The 16,362-nt window shown below is 57.3% G+C and carries 13 protein-coding genes; 5 read left to right on the top strand and 8 right to left on the bottom strand.

Features of this window, described 5'->3' with window-relative positions; all coding sequences use genetic code 11:
- Nucleotides 1-72 precede the first annotated feature (72 nt).
- From ACLHDD_RS17095 to ACLHDD_RS17085, 3 genes are read right to left on the bottom strand one after another with little or no spacing between them, the layout of a single operon-like run.
- Nucleotides 73-888, bottom strand: a complete 816-nt coding sequence (locus tag ACLHDD_RS17095; protein ID WP_427105015.1) for a carbohydrate ABC transporter permease — start codon at nt 886-888, stop codon at nt 73-75.
- A complete protein-coding gene (locus ACLHDD_RS17090; RefSeq protein WP_427105014.1) occupies nt 888-1,760 on the bottom strand; it encodes a carbohydrate ABC transporter permease in 873 nt (290 codons plus the stop codon). The genes ACLHDD_RS17095 and ACLHDD_RS17090 overlap by 1 nt, the downstream gene beginning before the upstream one ends.
- A gap of 57 nt (nt 1,761-1,817) precedes the next feature.
- On the bottom strand, nt 1,818-3,149 hold the full coding sequence (locus ACLHDD_RS17085; RefSeq protein WP_427105013.1) for an extracellular solute-binding protein: 1,332 nt from the start codon (nt 3,147-3,149) through the stop codon (nt 1,818-1,820).
- Between the two features lie 550 nt (nt 3,150-3,699).
- On the opposite strand from ACLHDD_RS17085, the gene ACLHDD_RS17080 reads away from it, so the two are divergent.
- Both ACLHDD_RS17080 and ACLHDD_RS17075 read left to right on the top strand, forming a co-directional pair.
- On the top strand, nt 3,700-4,299 hold the full coding sequence (locus tag ACLHDD_RS17080) for an N-acetyltransferase family protein (RefSeq protein ID WP_427105012.1): 600 nt from the start codon (nt 3,700-3,702) through the stop codon (nt 4,297-4,299).
- Nucleotides 4,300-4,311: 12 nt separating this feature from the next.
- On the top strand, nt 4,312-5,403 hold the full coding sequence (locus ACLHDD_RS17075) for an ABC transporter ATP-binding protein (protein WP_427105011.1): 1,092 nt from the start codon (nt 4,312-4,314) through the stop codon (nt 5,401-5,403).
- Between the two features lie 59 nt (nt 5,404-5,462).
- On the opposite strand, the gene ACLHDD_RS17070 is transcribed toward ACLHDD_RS17075, so the two are convergent.
- Both ACLHDD_RS17070 and ACLHDD_RS17065 read right to left on the bottom strand, forming a co-directional pair.
- On the bottom strand, nt 5,463-6,581 hold the full coding sequence (locus tag ACLHDD_RS17070) for an ROK family transcriptional regulator (protein ID WP_427105010.1): 1,119 nt from the start codon (nt 6,579-6,581) through the stop codon (nt 5,463-5,465).
- Between the two features lie 40 nt (nt 6,582-6,621).
- Nucleotides 6,622-7,506: a BadF/BadG/BcrA/BcrD ATPase family protein gene (locus tag ACLHDD_RS17065; RefSeq protein WP_427105009.1), complete on the bottom strand. Its 885-nt coding sequence runs from the start codon at nt 7,504-7,506 to the stop codon at nt 6,622-6,624.
- A gap of 270 nt (nt 7,507-7,776) precedes the next feature.
- Between ACLHDD_RS17065 and ACLHDD_RS17060 the strand changes: the two genes are divergently transcribed.
- Nucleotides 7,777-8,934 (top strand): Gfo/Idh/MocA family protein, encoded by a 1,158-nt coding sequence (locus ACLHDD_RS17060; protein ID WP_427105008.1) that lies wholly within the window; start codon nt 7,777-7,779, stop codon nt 8,932-8,934.
- Between the two features lie 173 nt (nt 8,935-9,107).
- On the opposite strand, the gene ACLHDD_RS17055 is transcribed toward ACLHDD_RS17060, so the two are convergent.
- On the bottom strand, nt 9,108-10,349 hold the full coding sequence (locus ACLHDD_RS17055) for an MFS transporter (RefSeq protein WP_427105007.1): 1,242 nt from the start codon (nt 10,347-10,349) through the stop codon (nt 9,108-9,110).
- A 399-nt stretch (nt 10,350-10,748) separates the two neighbouring features.
- Here ACLHDD_RS17055 and ACLHDD_RS17050 point away from each other — a divergent pair, with 399 nt between their 5' ends.
- Together ACLHDD_RS17050 and ACLHDD_RS17045 are read left to right on the top strand one after the other, a co-directional pair.
- Nucleotides 10,749-11,348 carry a hypothetical protein gene (locus ACLHDD_RS17050; protein ID WP_427105006.1) on the top strand — a complete coding sequence of 200 codons (600 nt, stop codon included), beginning with the start codon at nt 10,749-10,751 and terminating at the stop codon, nt 11,346-11,348.
- A 276-nt stretch (nt 11,349-11,624) separates the two neighbouring features.
- A complete protein-coding gene (locus ACLHDD_RS17045) occupies nt 11,625-14,015 on the top strand; it encodes a glucose/quinate/shikimate family membrane-bound PQQ-dependent dehydrogenase (RefSeq protein ID WP_427105005.1) in 2,391 nt (796 codons plus the stop codon).
- Between the two features lie 55 nt (nt 14,016-14,070).
- Here the strand turns inward: ACLHDD_RS17045 and ACLHDD_RS17040 are convergent, their stop codons facing one another.
- Together ACLHDD_RS17040 and ACLHDD_RS17035 are read right to left on the bottom strand one after the other, a co-directional pair.
- Nucleotides 14,071-15,276, bottom strand: a complete 1,206-nt coding sequence (locus tag ACLHDD_RS17040) for an MFS transporter (protein ID WP_427105004.1) — start codon at nt 15,274-15,276, stop codon at nt 14,071-14,073.
- Nucleotides 15,277-15,386: 110 nt separating this feature from the next.
- Nucleotides 15,387-16,283 (bottom strand): LysR family transcriptional regulator, encoded by an 897-nt coding sequence (locus ACLHDD_RS17035; protein ID WP_427105003.1) that lies wholly within the window; start codon nt 16,281-16,283, stop codon nt 15,387-15,389.
- Nucleotides 16,284-16,362: the final 79 nt, after the last annotated feature.

Here is a 16,362-nt window from a genome sequence, read left to right as displayed (position 1 = left end):
ATAACAGCACGCTGCGGCGCGGCAAACCTTCGTCTGGCCGCCAGTGCGCCGTTTTGTGCGGGCTATCGACGATTACTTCACGGCACCTTCGGTGACACCGCTGATAAATTTGCGCTGGAAAATCAGGAACACCACGATCAGCGGCATAATCACAATCATTGCACCGGCCATCAGCACCGGAATGTCGATGGTGTTTTTGTTCTGGAAAAACATCATGCCAATTGGCAGCGTGCGCAGTTCATCTTTGTTGACCAGAATCAGCGGGATCAGGAACTCGTTCCAGGTCCAGATAAACAGCAGCAGCCCGAGTGTCGACAGGGTCGGCCAGATGGCTGGCACCAGAATGCCCCACAGGATTCTGACCCGCGACGCCCCATCCATAACGGCCGCTTCCACCAGCTCTTTGGGCACCTGCTGAAATGCACTGGCGATCATCAGCGTGGTAAAGGGCAGTGACAGCGCAATCTGCGGCAGAATCAGCGCCAGATAGGTGTTGGTCAGCCCCATCCAGCGCAGTTCGTGATAGAGCGGAATGATAAAGGCTTCACTCGGCAGCACCATGCCCAGCGCCAGCATGGCGGCAATCACTTTTTTGCCCGGAATCTTCAGCCAGGCAAAACCAAATCCGGCCAGGATCCCCAGCAGCACGCTGAACAGCACCACCGGGATCACCACCAGCACCGAGTTAAGAAAGTAAACGTTGAAATGTCCCTGCTGCCATGCGGTCAGATAGTTTTTAAAATTCAGCGAGGCGGGCAGCGTGAAGACTCCCTGAAACAGCTCCATCTGGGTTTTGAACGAGGTCATCAGCGCCATCAGAAACGGCAGAATCGTCATCAGCGCCACAATCCAGATCAGCGCGCGTGAAATGACCGGCGTGCTTCGCATCAGTAACGCTCCTTTAAGGCCAGATGGATCAGATAGTTAATGCCTAAAACAATGACCATGCTGAATACTGCTACCGACGAGGCGTAGCCAAAATAGTGCAGGTCAAAACCCTGCTTGTACATAAAGATGTTGGTCACCATGGTCGAGGTGCCTGGCCCACCCTGCGTCATCACATAGACCAGATCGAAGGCTTTCAGGCTGGCGATCACCGTCAGCAGCAGCGCAATCCTCAGCTCAGGCCGCAGGCCGGGCAGCGTAATCCGCATAAACTTCTGGCGACGCGATGAGCCATCCAGGTCGGCGGCTTCCAGCAGCGAGGGATCCATGCGCTGCAGGCCCGCCATAAACAACACCAGACAGAAGCCGAAGAAGTACCAGGTGGCGACCAGACCCACGGCAGGCAGTGCCCAGGTAAAATCTCCCAGCCAGGAGAGCGCCAGCTGCGGCAGCCCTATCGCGCGGAGGATCTGATCGATCGGCCCAAACGCCGGGTTGTAGAGCCAGCGCCATACCACGCCCAGCACCGCCATTGGCATGATGTAGGGCAGGAAAAAAAGAATGCGCAGTACGCTGCGTTCGCTGTTGTTACGCGTTTCATACAGAAAGCTGCAGAGCAGCAGGCCAACGCCAATCGGCAGCAGGGTATAAAACAGCATCAGGATGGCGTTGTTACCCAGTGCGATCCAGAATACCGGGTCGCTGAACATCCGCAGATAGTTGCTGATGCCGCTGAACACCGGCAGCGAGGTGCCATCCCACTCGGTGAAACTGATGCCGAGCGACGCCAGCAGCGGGAACAGCAGAAACACCGCATAAACCAGCACCGCAGGCAGAACATAGAGAAAATTACGCCAGCCGCTTAAATTCAACATAACCTTACCCGTGGTTCAGAACGATGCTCAGGCCCGGCGGTTCGCCGGGCCACCGGCTTAGTGCTTCAGGGTTTTGAGGTAACGCTGATAGTTGTTATCAAAGTTGACCACCATCTGATCGGCGGTCTGACGGCCCGCCAGCAGCAGCTGGACGTTCTGGTTCAGTTCGGCGTTCATGGTCGGCGTCGCCCAGTCGACGTAGTGGCCCAGACCGTCGTAGTCGTTGAGCGTCAGCCAGACCTGATAGGCCTCCGCCAGCAGCGGGTTATCCGCTGGCATTTTAGCCGCTTTGTTGGTGCTGGCCGGCAGGAAGCCCACTTTCAGCCAGCGATCCGCCATCGCATCGGAAACCATATAGTTGATGAACTTCGCCGCGCCATCCTGCTGATCTTTGCCTTTAGCGGTGCTGGTGATGGAGAACGCCAGATCGGTTCCGCCCACCATCAGTGGCTGTTTCACGCCCTCACCGGCAGGCATCGCGGCGAAGTGAATATCTTTATTGTCTTTAAACTGGCCGAGATACCAGGTGCCACTGACCAGGAAGGCCGCCTGGCCGTTCTGGAACAGGGTCGCTGCATCGTCATGCCCGATGCCCTGGAAACCCGGGAAGAAATAACCTTTGTCGGTCCAGCTCTTCATCATGGTTGCCGCATTCACCAGCTTGCTGTCTTTGAAGGTGCCGCCCACATCGTAAATCAGGTTATCCAGCATCTTGCGGTCGTGGCTCTCAATCTGCGCCTGCCACAGCGTACTGAGCAGCTGCTGGCCCATATTGCCATCCAGCAGCCCCAGCATCATCGGGGCAGTGCCCTGCTGTTTCAGCTTCGCCATCGCGCTCTCCAGCTCGGCCAGCGTTTTCGGCACCGCGATACCCGCCTTGTCCAGCAATGCTTTGTTGTAATAGAGCCCCACCATTTCGCCCAGACTGGCGATGCCGTAGAGCTTACCGCTGCCGAACTCGCCGCTGTCTGACCAGCGGTTTCGTTTCAGAATCGAGTCCGGGAAGCGGGTGGTCCAGCCGTTGCTGGTGGCGTAACTGTCGAGCGGCAGCAGCAGCTTATCTTTTACCAGCGAGCCCATATCGCCACCGCCCTGGTTCACCTGGGCGATCTGCGGGCCATCACCGGCGGTCAGCGCCAGCTTGAGCGGAATGCGGGTATCTTCGAAGGAGTGTACCGAGCGGTTAATCACGATGCCGGGATTCTGCTGCGAAAATTCTTTAATCCCTTCATCTACCGCGGCCGTCTGCTGCGGATAGTTATAGATATCCCACTCATTCAGGGTGACTGCGGCGTGGGCAACATGCGAGACGCTGCCCGCCAGCAGGCTTGCGGCCAGCAGCCGACCCACATTGCGAATTCGGAACGAACGAACGGAGGAAACAGACATTATGCTCACCTTCTTCAGACCAGGGTCGGCATCCCTTCATCTCACCGCCTGACATCCTGCAGGCTGCAGCCGCACACAAACGCACTCACTCATACTTACTTTAATGAAAAAATAAAGTCAAACAGCCCGCCCGGGGAATTGCAACGCTGTGAGCACGCGCAAATAAACAACAAAAGCCTGGAAAATTCAGCAGGGTGCACTGCGTCTGCGCCCATCACCTGGCGCAGCGTCCCGCCTGCTTCCGGTTATCCGGCAGAAGATACGTGGACGATAATCGCAAAATAACGTTCTGATAAAACATACGAAAATCCTATCACGCTCACACTTTTCTCTTTTCTCTGGTCGTGCAACTGCTGCCAGCCGCCCTGTAGCGGGCGTGCTGACGATCACAGTTGTGCATCCCGCTGCCGGTAAATATTGCCGAACCGGCCGGGTTAGTGCGATAAGGTAATTATTCTATCTTGAAAACTAAGTCCGCTTTTATTAACGTAACTTTCATCTGCGAAGCGGTTGACGCGCTGACCGGTTCACTCACTCACGAGAATTCACCATGGCGAATCAAGGTGTCATCCGTCCGGCCACACCAGCGGACTTTCCGGCGCTCTACCGCATCTGCCTGGAAACAGCCGATGCGGGCGGCGATGCCCGTGCGCTCTACTCCGATCCCGATTATCCCGGCCAGCGTTTTGCCGTGCCCTACGCGCGATTTGCGCCGGATTTTGCCTTTGTGCTGGAGCAGGAGGGCGAGGTGCAGGGCTATGTGGTCGCGGCACCCGATACCCGCGCATTTGAAGCGCGGCTGGCGACCGAATGGTGGCCTGAGCTGCAGACAAAATATCGCGACCGCGACGCCAGCGCCCCGCTCGACAGCAAAATTCTCGATGCCATCCGCCATCCCGACCAGGCCGCAGAAAACCTGGTCACGCAGTGGCCCGCGCATCTGCATATCAACCTGCTGCCCGCGGCCCAGAAAGGGGGCTGGGGGCGACGGATGATTGAGCATGAGCTGGCGGCCCTGCGTGCTGCCGGCGTAACCGGTGTTCATCTGGGGGTCAGCCTGCAGAATGAGCAGGTCTGTGCCTTTTATCAGCGCATGGGGTTTACCCCAATCCTGCGCAGCAATGCCATCTACATGGGCCAGTTACTCTGAGTGAGGTAGCCGATGACCAGCCTGCGCCTGCAGAATGTGAAGAAATCCTATGAACATGTGAACGTCATTCATGGCATCGATCTGACGATAAACAGCGGTGAATTTGTGGTGTTTGTCGGGCCATCCGGCTGTGGCAAATCCACGCTGCTGCGGATGATCGCCGGGCTGGAGGAGATCAGCAGCGGTCAGTTACTGATTGATGAACAGGATATGACGCAGCAGCCCGCCACTGAACGCGGTATTGCCATGGTGTTTCAGTCGTATGCGCTCTACCCCAACATGACGGTGCGCGGTAATCTGGCTTACCCGCTGGAGGTCATGAAAAAGTCAAAAGCTGAAATTAACCAGGCGATTGCACAGACAGCCGCCCGCCTGCACCTCACTGAACTGCTTGACCGCCTGCCGCGCGCGCTGTCAGGCGGACAGCGACAGCGTGTCGCCATTGGCCGGGCGATTATCCGTCATCCCCGGATTTTCCTGTTCGATGAGCCGCTCTCTAACCTGGATGCTGAACTGCGTTTGCAGATGCGGATTGAGATCGCCCGCCTGCACGCCTCGCTCGGCAACACCATGATTTATGTGACTCACGATCAGCTGGAAGCTATGACGCTGGCTGACCGGATTGTGGTGCTGCGTCAGGGCCGCATTGAGCAGGCTGGCGCGCCGCTGACGCTCTATCACGATCCGGATAATCTGTTTGTTGCCGGTTTTATCGGCTCGCCTAAGATGAACTTTCTGCAGGCGGAAATCAGCGCCACGGGCGCGGGTAAGGTGCAGCTGCGGGTGCCGGCGCTGAAGATCGAGGCACTGACCCTGAATATCGCCGCTGACTGTCGCGAAGGACAGACCGTGACGCTGGGCATTCGTCCCGAGCACTTCCAGCCTGCCGCCCGGACGCCGGACACCGTGCATTTTAGTGGTGAGCTGGCCTATGGTGAGATGCTGGGCCACACCAACTATCTCTACCTGGATATCGGACGTGAGCAGATGCTGGTGGTAGAGGAGCGTGACGCGACACCGCGCGATCTGGGCACGCAGGTTGAACTGGGCTTTTCCGCCGCGCATTGTCTGCTGTTTGATGAGCAGGGCATGCGTCTGCGCTAAAGGAAGCGCAGAAACAAAAAAACGGGCGCCGCGGCGCCCGTTTTTTATTGCGGGGTTACTCAGGTAACCGGTTCTTCATCGGCCTGCGCCGCCAGCAGATCCAGCAGCCGGTTAACCGCAAAGCCAGCCGCGCCCAGCGCCCACATCCGGTTCGATTCTGTCAGGAACTGCAACGGCGTCATGTGCGGTGTCAGTTTCAGCCGGTAGGCCTGGAAACTCTGGGTAATGTGGTCGAGCAGGATGCGCGACGCCATGTGCGGCTCCATCGCCAGATATACGACATCCGGATCGTAGGCCACCGACAGGTTCGCCAGCGAAATACCCAGCTCGCGACCGGCCTCTTCCAGCACCGCCAGCACGTCGGGTGTGGGCCGCTGATCCAGCGCCTGTAGCGTGACGCCCTCATCCGGCTCCGGCTCCGCCAGCCGTTGCAGAATGGCGCGCGATGAGGCGACATCCTCCAGCAGCCGCAGCGAACCGTCTGCCACCCGCCCATTGCCAATCTCGCCGGCCTTGCCGTGACGCCCGCGGTAGAGCTGACGGTTAAGAATGATCCCTGCCCCGATCCCTTTACCGTAGGTGGCGATCACCGCTGACTGCGCATTACCGAGCTGACCAAAAACCATCGCCGCCATCGCCATCGCATTGGCATCATTTTCAATAAACACCGGCAGAGAAAAACGCGTTTCCAGCAGCTGCGCAATCGGCACGTTGTCCCAGTCGAGCACCTTGGAACGGATGCAGTAGCCATTTTCGGCATCGACCAGACCCGACAGGGCAAGGCCGATCGCACCGACCCGCTTTTCCTCCACACCGCGCAGGAACTTTGCCAGCGCATCGCCGAGCTGACGCGGCGTCAGTGGGCCTTTTGGCATCTGCTGCTCGCCAAGCAGGTTGCCGCTGAGATCGGTCATTACGATCAGGTTGCGTTCGGCATTGAGCTGAATGCCAATCACACTGGCGCGATCGGCATTCAGTCCCAGCAGCGTTTTTGGTCGTCCCATTGAGACGCGGCGCAACCCCAGCTCCTGTACAATCTCCTGTGCCAGCAGGCGATTCGTTGCCTGTGACACGGTGGACATGCTCAGCCCGCTGCGAACTTTCAGGTCCGACTGGCTAATCGGCGCATTTTCAACAATCAACCGCAGTATGCGTGCGGTTACGTTGGGAGCGGTCATAAATTCCTCGGGTTAGCGGGCTGAAAGTGATGAGCCAGCGTCAGATCGGTAATCGGACAGGCGTCAGCTGCCGGGCCAGTATCAGCGCGCCACTCAGGGCATCACCCTGCGGCGTCACCAGCTGCGCCTGAGTCGCCTCATCCAGCCAGGGCTGGATCGGGGTGGCGATTCCGCCCATCAGTGCCACCGGTCCGCTGCTCAGGGCAGTCAGACGGCGGACCATCAGGCCGATATCGGCGGCGGTCTGCCGCAGCAGATCCTGTGCATGACGATCGCCCGCGTTGGCTGCTGCAAAGATCTGCGGCACCACGCGGGCCCAGTCCGCTGGGGTGGCGGAGCGCGTCCAGAGCAGCATGGTTTCCGGGCTGTCGCTGAACTGCGCCATCAGCTGACGGGTGAGTGGGCCGGGCGGAATGATCGACTCATGCGCCAGCAGTGCCATACGCAATGCACGACGGCCCAGCTCTGCCCCTGCCCCCTGATCCGACAGGGCAAACCCCCAGCCGCCAAGCAGCGTAAAGCGTTCGCCATCCCAGGCGGCACCCTGACTGCCAGTGCCGATGATAAAGACGGCACCAGGCGCGCCCGCGTGGGCACCCGCACAGGCAATCTCCACATCGCTGACCACCTGTAACGCTGCGCAGGCGGGCTGCCAGCTGACAAGCCGTTTTTGCACTGAGGCGACGTTGGCACCGGCTAAGCCAGCGACCAGCGCGGTCTGTGCCAGCGCGCCTGGGGTCAATCCTGCCTGTAAAAAAACGAGGCCGATCAGCTGGTCGACGCTGGCCAGGGCTGCGTCATAGGCTGACCAGACGTTGGCAGGACCGCCCGTGGCTTCGGCCAGCAGATGCCCCTGCAGATCGGTTAACCGCGCGCGACACTGTGTACCGCCGCCATCAATGCCAAGAAGATAGTGTGGTTGCACGCGATTCCTTCCCTGAGTAAGGGTTATAGCCATAATGAGCGAACGATAGGATAAAAAAACTTAAATCGCAATCACAAATAAATATGGCAAAAATATATTGTGACATTTGCCTTATCTTACATATATTTAACAAAAAAGCCCTTCACAAAATGCACAGCATGTTATTGACATTAGTTTTTCCGCCGTAATAAGTTGATGGTCAGATTATCAACAGCCACGCCGTTTACTGGCAGGCCAGGTATCATCCGATTTCAGAAGCAGGGGTTTAACATGAAAGTAGGCATTATCGGTCTCGGCTTTCGTCTGTCCCACGTGATTAAAGAGTTCAGCAAGGCCGACGACACCTTTTCGGTTGTGGGCTATTACGATCCGGCCCCCGCCGGACTGCCTAATCTGCACAGTTTTGGCATTGCACCGGGTCAGGCCTTTGACTCCATCAATGCCCTGCTGGAACAGGGTGGAATGGATGTGGTGCTGGTGGGTTCACCCAACTTTCTGCATCTGGAGCATGTCGGTCAGGCGCTGGCAGCCGGTTATACGGTTTTTACCGAAAAGCCGGTGGTGATCAATGAAGAGCAGACCATGGCGATGGCGAAGCTGGTGCGCGAGTATGGTGAGGCACGTATCCTGGTCGGTCTGGTGCTGCGCTATTCACCGCTTTATCACGATCTGCTGGCGGCACGCGACGCCGGACAGCTGGGCGAGATCACCTCTATTGAGGCAACAGAGCACATCAAGCCTTATCACGGTGCTTTCTTCCAGCGCGACTGGCGACGGCTGGAAAAGTATGCCGGCCCCTATATTCTGGAAAAGTGCTGTCACGACATCGATCTTTATCAGGGCCTGCTGCAGCAGCGCCCGAGCCGTGTCGCCAGCTTCGGTGGCCGCAAATCCTTCACACCCGCGCATGCTCCTCAGGGCGCTGTCACGCCTGATTCCGCCATCTATCATGAGAAACCCAGCGGCTGGTCCAGTACTGATGCGGTGTTCAACAGCGATGCCGATATTGTGGATTACCAGACCGCTCTGATCGAATACGAAGGCGGCGCGACGCTCGCCTTCCACGCCAACCTGAACGTGCCGGATGAGTTCCGCCGTTTCTGCGTGATGGGCACCGATGGCATGGCGGAGGGCGATTTCGTTCGCAACTACTTCCGCGTACACAATGCCCGTAGCGGCGCAAAAGAGGTCGATACGGCTTACAGCGGCAACGCCTATGATGGCCATTACGGCGCAGATGCGCTGATGGCCGCAGAAATTGTTAAACATATTAAACAGGGAACACCGCTGAAAGTGTCAGTGGTGGACGCGCTGGAAGCGGGCCTCACTGCCATCAAAATCGATGAAGCCCGTAAAACCCGCAGCGTAGTGGATATGCGTGAAAGCTGGCAGACATTTGACGCCAACCTGGGAAAAACCGGGGCCTGATGGCCCCTGCTTGTGGGTCAGACTCCCCTCTGACCCCGGCATGAACTGGCAGTATCACTGGCTCTCTGCTCAACTGGTCTCCGGACCAGTTACTTTTGTGCTGTACGCCCCGGAACCTGCGCCTGTACCGGGTCAGCACTCGTATTGATCCCTGCCAGCCCCCACCTGCCCTGCTAAACCTGCTCCGCCTCATTCTCCAGCGTCTGACGCCGCCGCAGATGGGGAAATAGCTTCATCCAGAGCACCACCACAATCAGTGTTCCGATGCCGCCCAGCGCCGCCGCCGGGGCCGCCCCCATCCAGGCCGCCAGCAAGCCTGATTCGAACTCACCCAGCTGATTCGACGTATTGATGAAGATGGCGTTAACCGCATTGACCCGTCCGCGCATCGTATCCGGCGTATCCAGCTGCACCAGCGCCCCCCGGATCACCATACTCACCATATCAAACCCGCCCAGCGCACAGAGCGCCAGCAGCGATAACCACAGCTGTGTGGAGAGCGCGAACACCAGCGTGGCAAGACCAAACCCCGCCACCGATCCGAACATGATCATCCCGACATGCTTTTCCAGCTTATGGCGGCTCAGCCAGATGCCGACCAGCAGCGCGCCTACCGATGGCGCGCCGCGTAACATCCCCAGCCCCCACGGTCCGGTATGCAGTATATCTTTGGCAAAAATCGGCAGCAGCGCCGTCGCGCCACCCAGTAATACCGCAAACAGATCGAGCGAAATGACCCCGAGCACATCTTTGCGCTCACGGATGAAGTGAATCCCGGCGAACAGGTTCTTCATATTCATCGGCAGGCGACTCTGCGCCGGGCGCTCGTAACGCAACAGACTCACCAGAATCAGTGAAATCAGATAAAACAGTCCGGAAACGCCATAGACCACCTGGGGTCCGGCGACGTAGAGCAAACCGCCAATCGTCGGTCCGACGATGACCGCAGCCTGCCCGCCCACGGAATTCATCGCCATCGCACGCGCCAGAATCGAAGGCGGCACCAGCGACGGCAGCATTGAAGACATCGCAGGCCACTCCAGCGCCTTTGCCACCGCGATCATAAATACCAGTCCCCATAAGGCGGTTCTGTCAGCGGTCTGGAATAAGGTAAGCAACACTAATGCCAGCAGTGCAGCAAATTCCACCAGTTGTCCCAGCAGGACGATACGACGACGGTCATACTGGTCTGCCAGATGGCCTGCAGGCAACGCCAGCAACACGGACGGCAGAAACTGCATTAAACCAATCATCCCCAGCGCCATCGCACTGTTGGTCAGCGCATAGATCTGCCAGCTGATGGCGACTGAAAACATCTGGAATCCAAAGGAGGAGCAGGTTCGTGCTATCCAGAAAGCGACAAATGCCCGATGTTGCCACAGCGACTCTTCCGTCGCCGATGCCATAAATTTCATCTCTCATTCCAAATCAGGTGAGTAAAGCCGCCATCTCATGCGGTATTACGGGCGTGGTAAGTGAGGGCGGTAATCTCAGACACACTGCAGCCAGCGGGCACGCCCTGACCGCGTGAGCCTGCGGCGCCATCAGCGGCGCCGTTCACGAAGCAGACTATTCAGCCCGCCGCTGATTATTATCAGCCTACTGGTCCCGAACCATGAATATATTCCAGCACATCATCAGATGCCAAAGGAATAATCGTTACCGGATTAATGAATTAATTCAGATTTTCACGCAATAAGGAGGTGATTTGGTTTAAGGAGTTGATCTATATTTATTCACGCGCTTAAAACAGTGCGACTTTTTTAAAAGATTGATTATTAACACCCCTTTTTTTATTGCATTTCATAGAGATAATGAGAAACAGTTTATATAACCCTTATGTTACTGAACCTATTCACCATGTTAAGCGTAATGTCACCGGCATTTGCTATAGCGTGCCTTATCTTCAGCATAACCAGGACAGCCGTAATATACTTAATACAAGCAACATTATTTCACTGCACAATCAAATTGCCACTGAAGCAGCCTTAATGATTATTCCGGTCGACGATTTTCGGCTGCGGGGAATTATTGCGGTGCCGGATGCCTGGTCACATTTACAGAACCCGCGCGTCCGTATTGGCATTAATTATTCCAGCTTAGTCGCACACAGTGCGTCACTGCTTGAATTAACTGATGAATTTGATTTCTGGCTTTATGATTTCGCGCCGCCAGGCGCAGACTGGCGACTGCTGGAATCCTTTCCTTTTTCAGGGATTGTTTTAACCGAAGCGTTCTTTAAAGACAATTATGAAAAATTTACCTTTCCCTTTTTCATGGCGACATTCCGGGATAAAGGTGCAGACGTCATTGTGCGCAGCCAGACGCCTCCATTAACGGCTGAGCAGTTTACTGAGATAAATATCAGCGGCTGGCAACAGCAACGTTCGGATGGCGATCTTATTAGCAGCTGATTCACAAATTCTGCCTTCCGGCGTTAAGGGCACACGGCGGTGCGCTTAACGTCCTTCAATCCCTCATAAAATGTCGTATTACTTCATTTGTTAAGCGCTTTGAGCTAAAAAAATCAAACCTCGATCTGATTTTGCTATAACATTTAACACAAAGGGATCAGTTGTCTTAACGGAAGAGACACTCAAGAACACCTTTAATCATTTGTACTTGATAACTGAAAACAGCCTATCTGGTTGTTTTCGCGTGTTTTATGGCAACAAAACGAGGTCGATATTATGGGGACAAACTCCTCATCTTTTGGCGTAGTGCGTTTCCTGACCGTACTGTTCGCAGTGCTGACAGGTGCGTTTATGCTGATTGGCGGTGGCTGGTTAGCCGCCATTGGTGGTTCCTGGTATTACGTTTTCGGCGGTGTGGTTATGCTTATCACCGCTTATCTGCTTTCCCGTCGTAAAAGTACCGCACTGGTTCTCTATGCGCTGCTGCTGATCGGTACCCTGATCTGGGGTGTCTGGGAAGTGGGAACTGACTTCTGGGCACTGGCACCGCGCACCGATGTGCTGGTGATCTTCGGTATCTGGCTGATCCTGCCGTTTGTTTACCGCAGCTTTAACGCTGGCAGCAAAGCCGCACTGGGCACCATGGCCGTCGCGCTGATTGCCAGCGTCCTTGTCCTGGCTTATGCCGTCTTCAACGATCCACAGGTCATTAATGGTTCCGTGCCGGAAACGGCCGATAATGCCCCGCAGGCTGCGCCACTGAGCACCATTCCGGATGCTGACTGGCCTGCTTATGCGCGTGACCAGCAGGGAACCCGTTTCTCGCCGCTGAAGCAGATTAATCACGAGAATGTGAAAGAGTTGCAGGTTGCCTGGCAGTTCCAGACCGGCGACCTGAAAACCCCTAACGACCCGGGTGAAATCACCGACGAAGTGACGCCGATTAAAATCCGCGACACACTTTACCTCTGCTCGCCACACCAGATCCTGTTTGCTCTGGATGCGGCAACGGGTAAACAGAAGTGGAAATTCGATCCCGGCATGAAGGTTAACCCTACCTTCCAGCACGTGACCTGCCGTGGTGTCTCTTATCACGAAGTGCCGGCTGCCGCTGATGCTGCAAACAGCCAGCCTGCGCTCTGCTCGCGTCGTATTTACCTGCCTGTCAACGATGGCCGTCTGTTTGCGCTGGACGCAGAAACCGGCGAACGCTGCCCGGCATTTGGTGTCAATGGCGAGCTGGATCTGCAGCACAAACAGCCTGTGACCACTGCCGGTATGTATGAACCGACCTCACCGCCGGTGATTACCAACACCACTATCGTGATGGCGGGTGCAGTTACCGATAACTTCTCAACCCGCGAGCCGTCAGGCGTCATCCGTGGCTTTGACGTGAACACCGGTAAACTGCTGTGGGTGTTTGATCCGGGTGCGAAAGATCCAAACGCGATTCCGGCGGATGAACATACCTTCACCATGAATTCCCCGAACTCATGGGCGCCAGCGGTTTACGATCCGAAACTGGATACCGTTTATCTGCCAATGGGCGTGACCACACCGGATATCTGGGGCGGTAACCGTACACCAGAGCAGGAGCGTTATGCGAGCAGCGTGCTGGCACTCAACGCTACTACCGGCAAGCTGGTCTGGTCTTATCAGACCGTCCATCACGACCTGTGGGATATGGACCTGCCGTCGCAGCCGACCCTGGCCGATATTACAGACAAAGATGGCAACACCGTGCCGGTGGTTTATGCTCCTGCGAAAACCGGTAACATCTTCGTTCTGGACCGTCGTACCGGTAAGCCGGTTGTCCCTGCGCCAGAAACGCCAGTACCACAGGGTGCTGCGAAAGGCGATCACGTTGCCGCCACTCAGCCCTACTCTGAGCTGACCTTCCGTCCGAAACAGAACCTGACGGACAAGGATATGTGGGGCGCAACGATGTTTGACCAGCTGGTGTGCCGCGTGATCTTCAAGCGCCTGCGCTATGAAGGTCCGTTCACCCCACCTTCTGAGCAGGGCACCCTGGTCTTCCCGGGTAACCTTGGTATGTTCGAATGGGGCGGCATCGCTGTCGATCCTAATCGTCAGATCGCAATTGCTAACCCGATGGCGCTGCCGTTTGTCTCTAAACTGGTGCCACGCGGTCCGGGCAACCCGATTGAGCCGCCGAAAGGCGCGGAAGGCGGTTCAGGCACTGAAACCGGTATTCAGCCGCAGTATGGCGTGCCTTATGGCGTCGAGCTGAATCCGTTCCTGTCTCCGTTTGGTCTGCCGTGTAAACAGCCTTCGTGGGGTTACATCTCTGCGGTGGATTTGAAGACCAACGACGTGGTGTGGAAACAGCGTATTGGTACCGTTCGCGACAGCGCACCGGTTCCGCTGCCGTTCAAAATGGGGATGCCAATGCTGGGTGGTCCTATCACCACGGCAGGTAAGGTCTTCTTCATCGGTGCCACCGCGGATAACTACCTGCGTGCGTTCAGCACCGATACCGGCGAACTGTTATGGCAGGCACGTCTGCCAGCAGGCGGCCAGGCGACACCAATGACCTATGAAGCGAATGGCAAGCAGTACGTTGTTATCGCAGCAGGCGGCCACGGTTCGTTCGGCACGAAGCTGGGCGACTATGTGATTGCCTACGCCCTGCCAGACCAGAAGTAATTCACATCATTGTGATGACATTCAGGCGGACTCCGGTCCGCCTTTTTTGATCGCGCTAGCGACGCATTGCGCGCCAGTTGAGCCAGCCACAGAACAGCATCACCACGCAGGTGGCCAGAAACACTGGCCGCATCCCGAATGCCCCGCCCACCAGCCCGCCGAACAGCGGACCGCTGACCTGACCGATATACTGCGCCGATGTTGAATAGCCCAGCATTCGTCCGACCTGCGAAGCCGGCACGTTGTGACGGATGATCGCGGTGATGCAGGGCATCAGCCCGCCCAGCGCCATCCCCATCAGAAAACGCAGCAGTACCAGTTGCCAGGCCGCAGTAATAAACGCCTGCGGAATCAGCAGCAGTCCGCTCACCAGCAGCCCGCCAGTCAGCACCTGCCAGTGGCCCACGCGATCGGCCAGCCGTCCCAGCCGGGGAGCCGCCAGCACCGTACCCAGCGCCGCAGCGGACATCACCAGTCCGGCGGTCAGCGTAATCTGATGGTCACCCTGAACGAATTCACCCACGTAGAGTGTAATGATCGGCTCAATCGACATGCTGGCAAAGATCAGTAACATACCGGAGAGCCACATCAGCCGGACCAGCTGACGATTTACCGGCAGCGCATCGGGCGATTCTGGCTTATCGGCGTGCGCAGCCGCAGCAGACCGTGGCAGCTCTTTAAGTAAAAAAGTGGTGGCGAGGAAAGCCAGAAAAATCACTGCACCGGTCAGCCAGAACGTCTGACGGATACCGACCAGCGGCGGTAATACGCCACCCAGCAGCGGCCCGACCACGTTGCCAGCCATAATGCCGGAGGCGAGTATCCCCAGCGCCCAGCCGGTATGTGCTTTTGGCGTCTGTGCCGCCACCAGAATGGTCGATCCCGACGCGTAGCCACCCAGTAATCCTGCCAGCAGGCGCAGCGCCACCAGCTGCCACGGCGCCGTCGCCATACCTATCAGCGACATGGCAATCGCCATGCCGAGACTGGCCCGTATCAGCATCAGCTTACGCCCATAACGATCGGCCAGCCTGCCCCACAGCGGCGCAGTCAGAGCCGCGCTGAAAAAGGTTGCACCGTAGGCCAGACCGGACCAGCGGGCGATGGCGGCAGGCTGCTCCACCCCCAGTTGCTGCACATAGAGCGGCAGAAAAGGCAGCAGCAGCGTCATCGCTACGATGGTGGTAAAGGAGCCGGCGACGCAGACCGCGAGGTTACGTCTCCAGTGCTGAAATTCAGCCGTATCGGGTAACTGTTGCATAGTAATATCCGTTGAATGATCAGGGAGACAGGCTAACCAAGCGCAACGGATAACAACAGTCCTGGCGCGATAGTTACTCTCTGGCGCTGATTGTTGTCAGCATGCAACAATCAGCGCGGATTCAGCGCCGCAACCAGGGCATCGCAGAGCAGCGTGACCGGCGATGCCGGTTCATAAGCGTCGTGCAGCAGCAGATAGCTCTGCAGCCGGTCCATCTGCCACTCCGGCAGCAGTTGCTGGATCTCTCCATGCGTGACCGCCTCCTGCGCCATGTAGGAAGGCAGATAGGCGATACCGCTGCCTGCCAGCGCCGCATTCAGCAGCGCCATGCTGTTGTTGGCGCGAAACCGGCTACGCACATCCAGCGCCAGCCGCTGCTTATCGCGGCGGAACGGCAACGCGGCGGTGTGCGCCGGGCCATGGAACAGCAGCAGATCGTGGCGCGGCAGCATGTCCGGATGTGTGATGGCGGGTCGCTGCGACAGGTACGCAGGCGCCGCATAGAGTCCCCACTCGATCTCACTCAATATCCTGAAATGGCCCTGCTGCGGCGATCGGGATCGGATCACAATCGCCAGATCGGTCTGATCGTCGAGCCGATCGTGATTGCGATCGGTCAGATCGAGATCAACGTTAATATGCAGATGCCGTTGCAGAAAACGATTCAGCACCGGGACCACACACTGACAGCCGAACGTAACGGGTGCCTGCAGCCGGAGATGACCCGCAGGCTGCTGATGCAGCTGCTGTACAAACGCCTCGGCGCGCTGAGCTTCAGCCAGCATTCGCACACAGTAGGGATAGTACGCCTGGCCCAGCTCGGTCAGCGCCAGCCGACGGGTCGTGCGCTGCAGCAGCCGGATACCGAGCCGTAGTTCCAGCCGGGCAATCTCCCGGCTGACATGAGATTTGGACCAGCCCAGCGCGCGGGCCGCTTCACTGAAACTCTGTAATTCCACAACACGCGCAAAGACCAGCATGGCGGTTAAATTCGCGCCGTTTTCCATGTTTCCTGACTCCAGGCAGAAAGAGAGGCTGGCAACACGCTAACACGTCCGGAGGGTGTCACGGTGGATCAAAGGTAAA

The sequence above is a fragment of the Pantoea sp. NSTU24 genome (assembly GCF_050157905.1).
In the GTDB taxonomy this organism is placed as follows: Bacteria; Pseudomonadota; Gammaproteobacteria; order Enterobacterales; family Enterobacteriaceae; genus Pantoea.
This window is presented reverse-complemented; position numbering and strand designations above follow the sequence as displayed.

Excerpts from the sequence above, each read along its gene's own strand:
- ACLHDD_RS17095 (WP_427105015.1), bottom strand. The coding sequence starts at position 888 with ATGCGAAGCACGCCGGTCATTTCACGCGCGCTGATCTGGATTGTGGCG.
- ACLHDD_RS17090 (WP_427105014.1), bottom strand. The coding sequence starts at position 1,760 with ATGTTGAATTTAAGCGGCTGGCGTAATTTTCTCTATGTTCTGCCTGCG.
- ACLHDD_RS17085 (WP_427105013.1), bottom strand. The coding sequence starts at position 3,149 with ATGTCTGTTTCCTCCGTTCGTTCGTTCCGAATTCGCAATGTGGGTCGG.
- ACLHDD_RS17080 (WP_427105012.1), top strand. The coding sequence starts at position 3,700 with ATGGCGAATCAAGGTGTCATCCGTCCGGCCACACCAGCGGACTTTCCG.
- ACLHDD_RS17075 (WP_427105011.1), top strand. The coding sequence starts at position 4,312 with ATGACCAGCCTGCGCCTGCAGAATGTGAAGAAATCCTATGAACATGTG.
- ACLHDD_RS17070 (WP_427105010.1), bottom strand. The coding sequence starts at position 6,581 with ATGACCGCTCCCAACGTAACCGCACGCATACTGCGGTTGATTGTTGAA.
- ACLHDD_RS17060 (WP_427105008.1), top strand. The coding sequence starts at position 7,777 with ATGAAAGTAGGCATTATCGGTCTCGGCTTTCGTCTGTCCCACGTGATT.
- ACLHDD_RS17055 (WP_427105007.1), bottom strand. The coding sequence starts at position 10,349 with ATGAAATTTATGGCATCGGCGACGGAAGAGTCGCTGTGGCAACATCGG.
- ACLHDD_RS17050 (WP_427105006.1), top strand. The coding sequence starts at position 10,749 with ATGAGAAACAGTTTATATAACCCTTATGTTACTGAACCTATTCACCAT.
- ACLHDD_RS17045 (WP_427105005.1), top strand. The coding sequence starts at position 11,625 with ATGGGGACAAACTCCTCATCTTTTGGCGTAGTGCGTTTCCTGACCGTA.
- ACLHDD_RS17040 (WP_427105004.1), bottom strand. The coding sequence starts at position 15,276 with ATGCAACAGTTACCCGATACGGCTGAATTTCAGCACTGGAGACGTAAC.
- ACLHDD_RS17035 (WP_427105003.1), bottom strand. The coding sequence starts at position 16,283 with ATGGAAAACGGCGCGAATTTAACCGCCATGCTGGTCTTTGCGCGTGTT.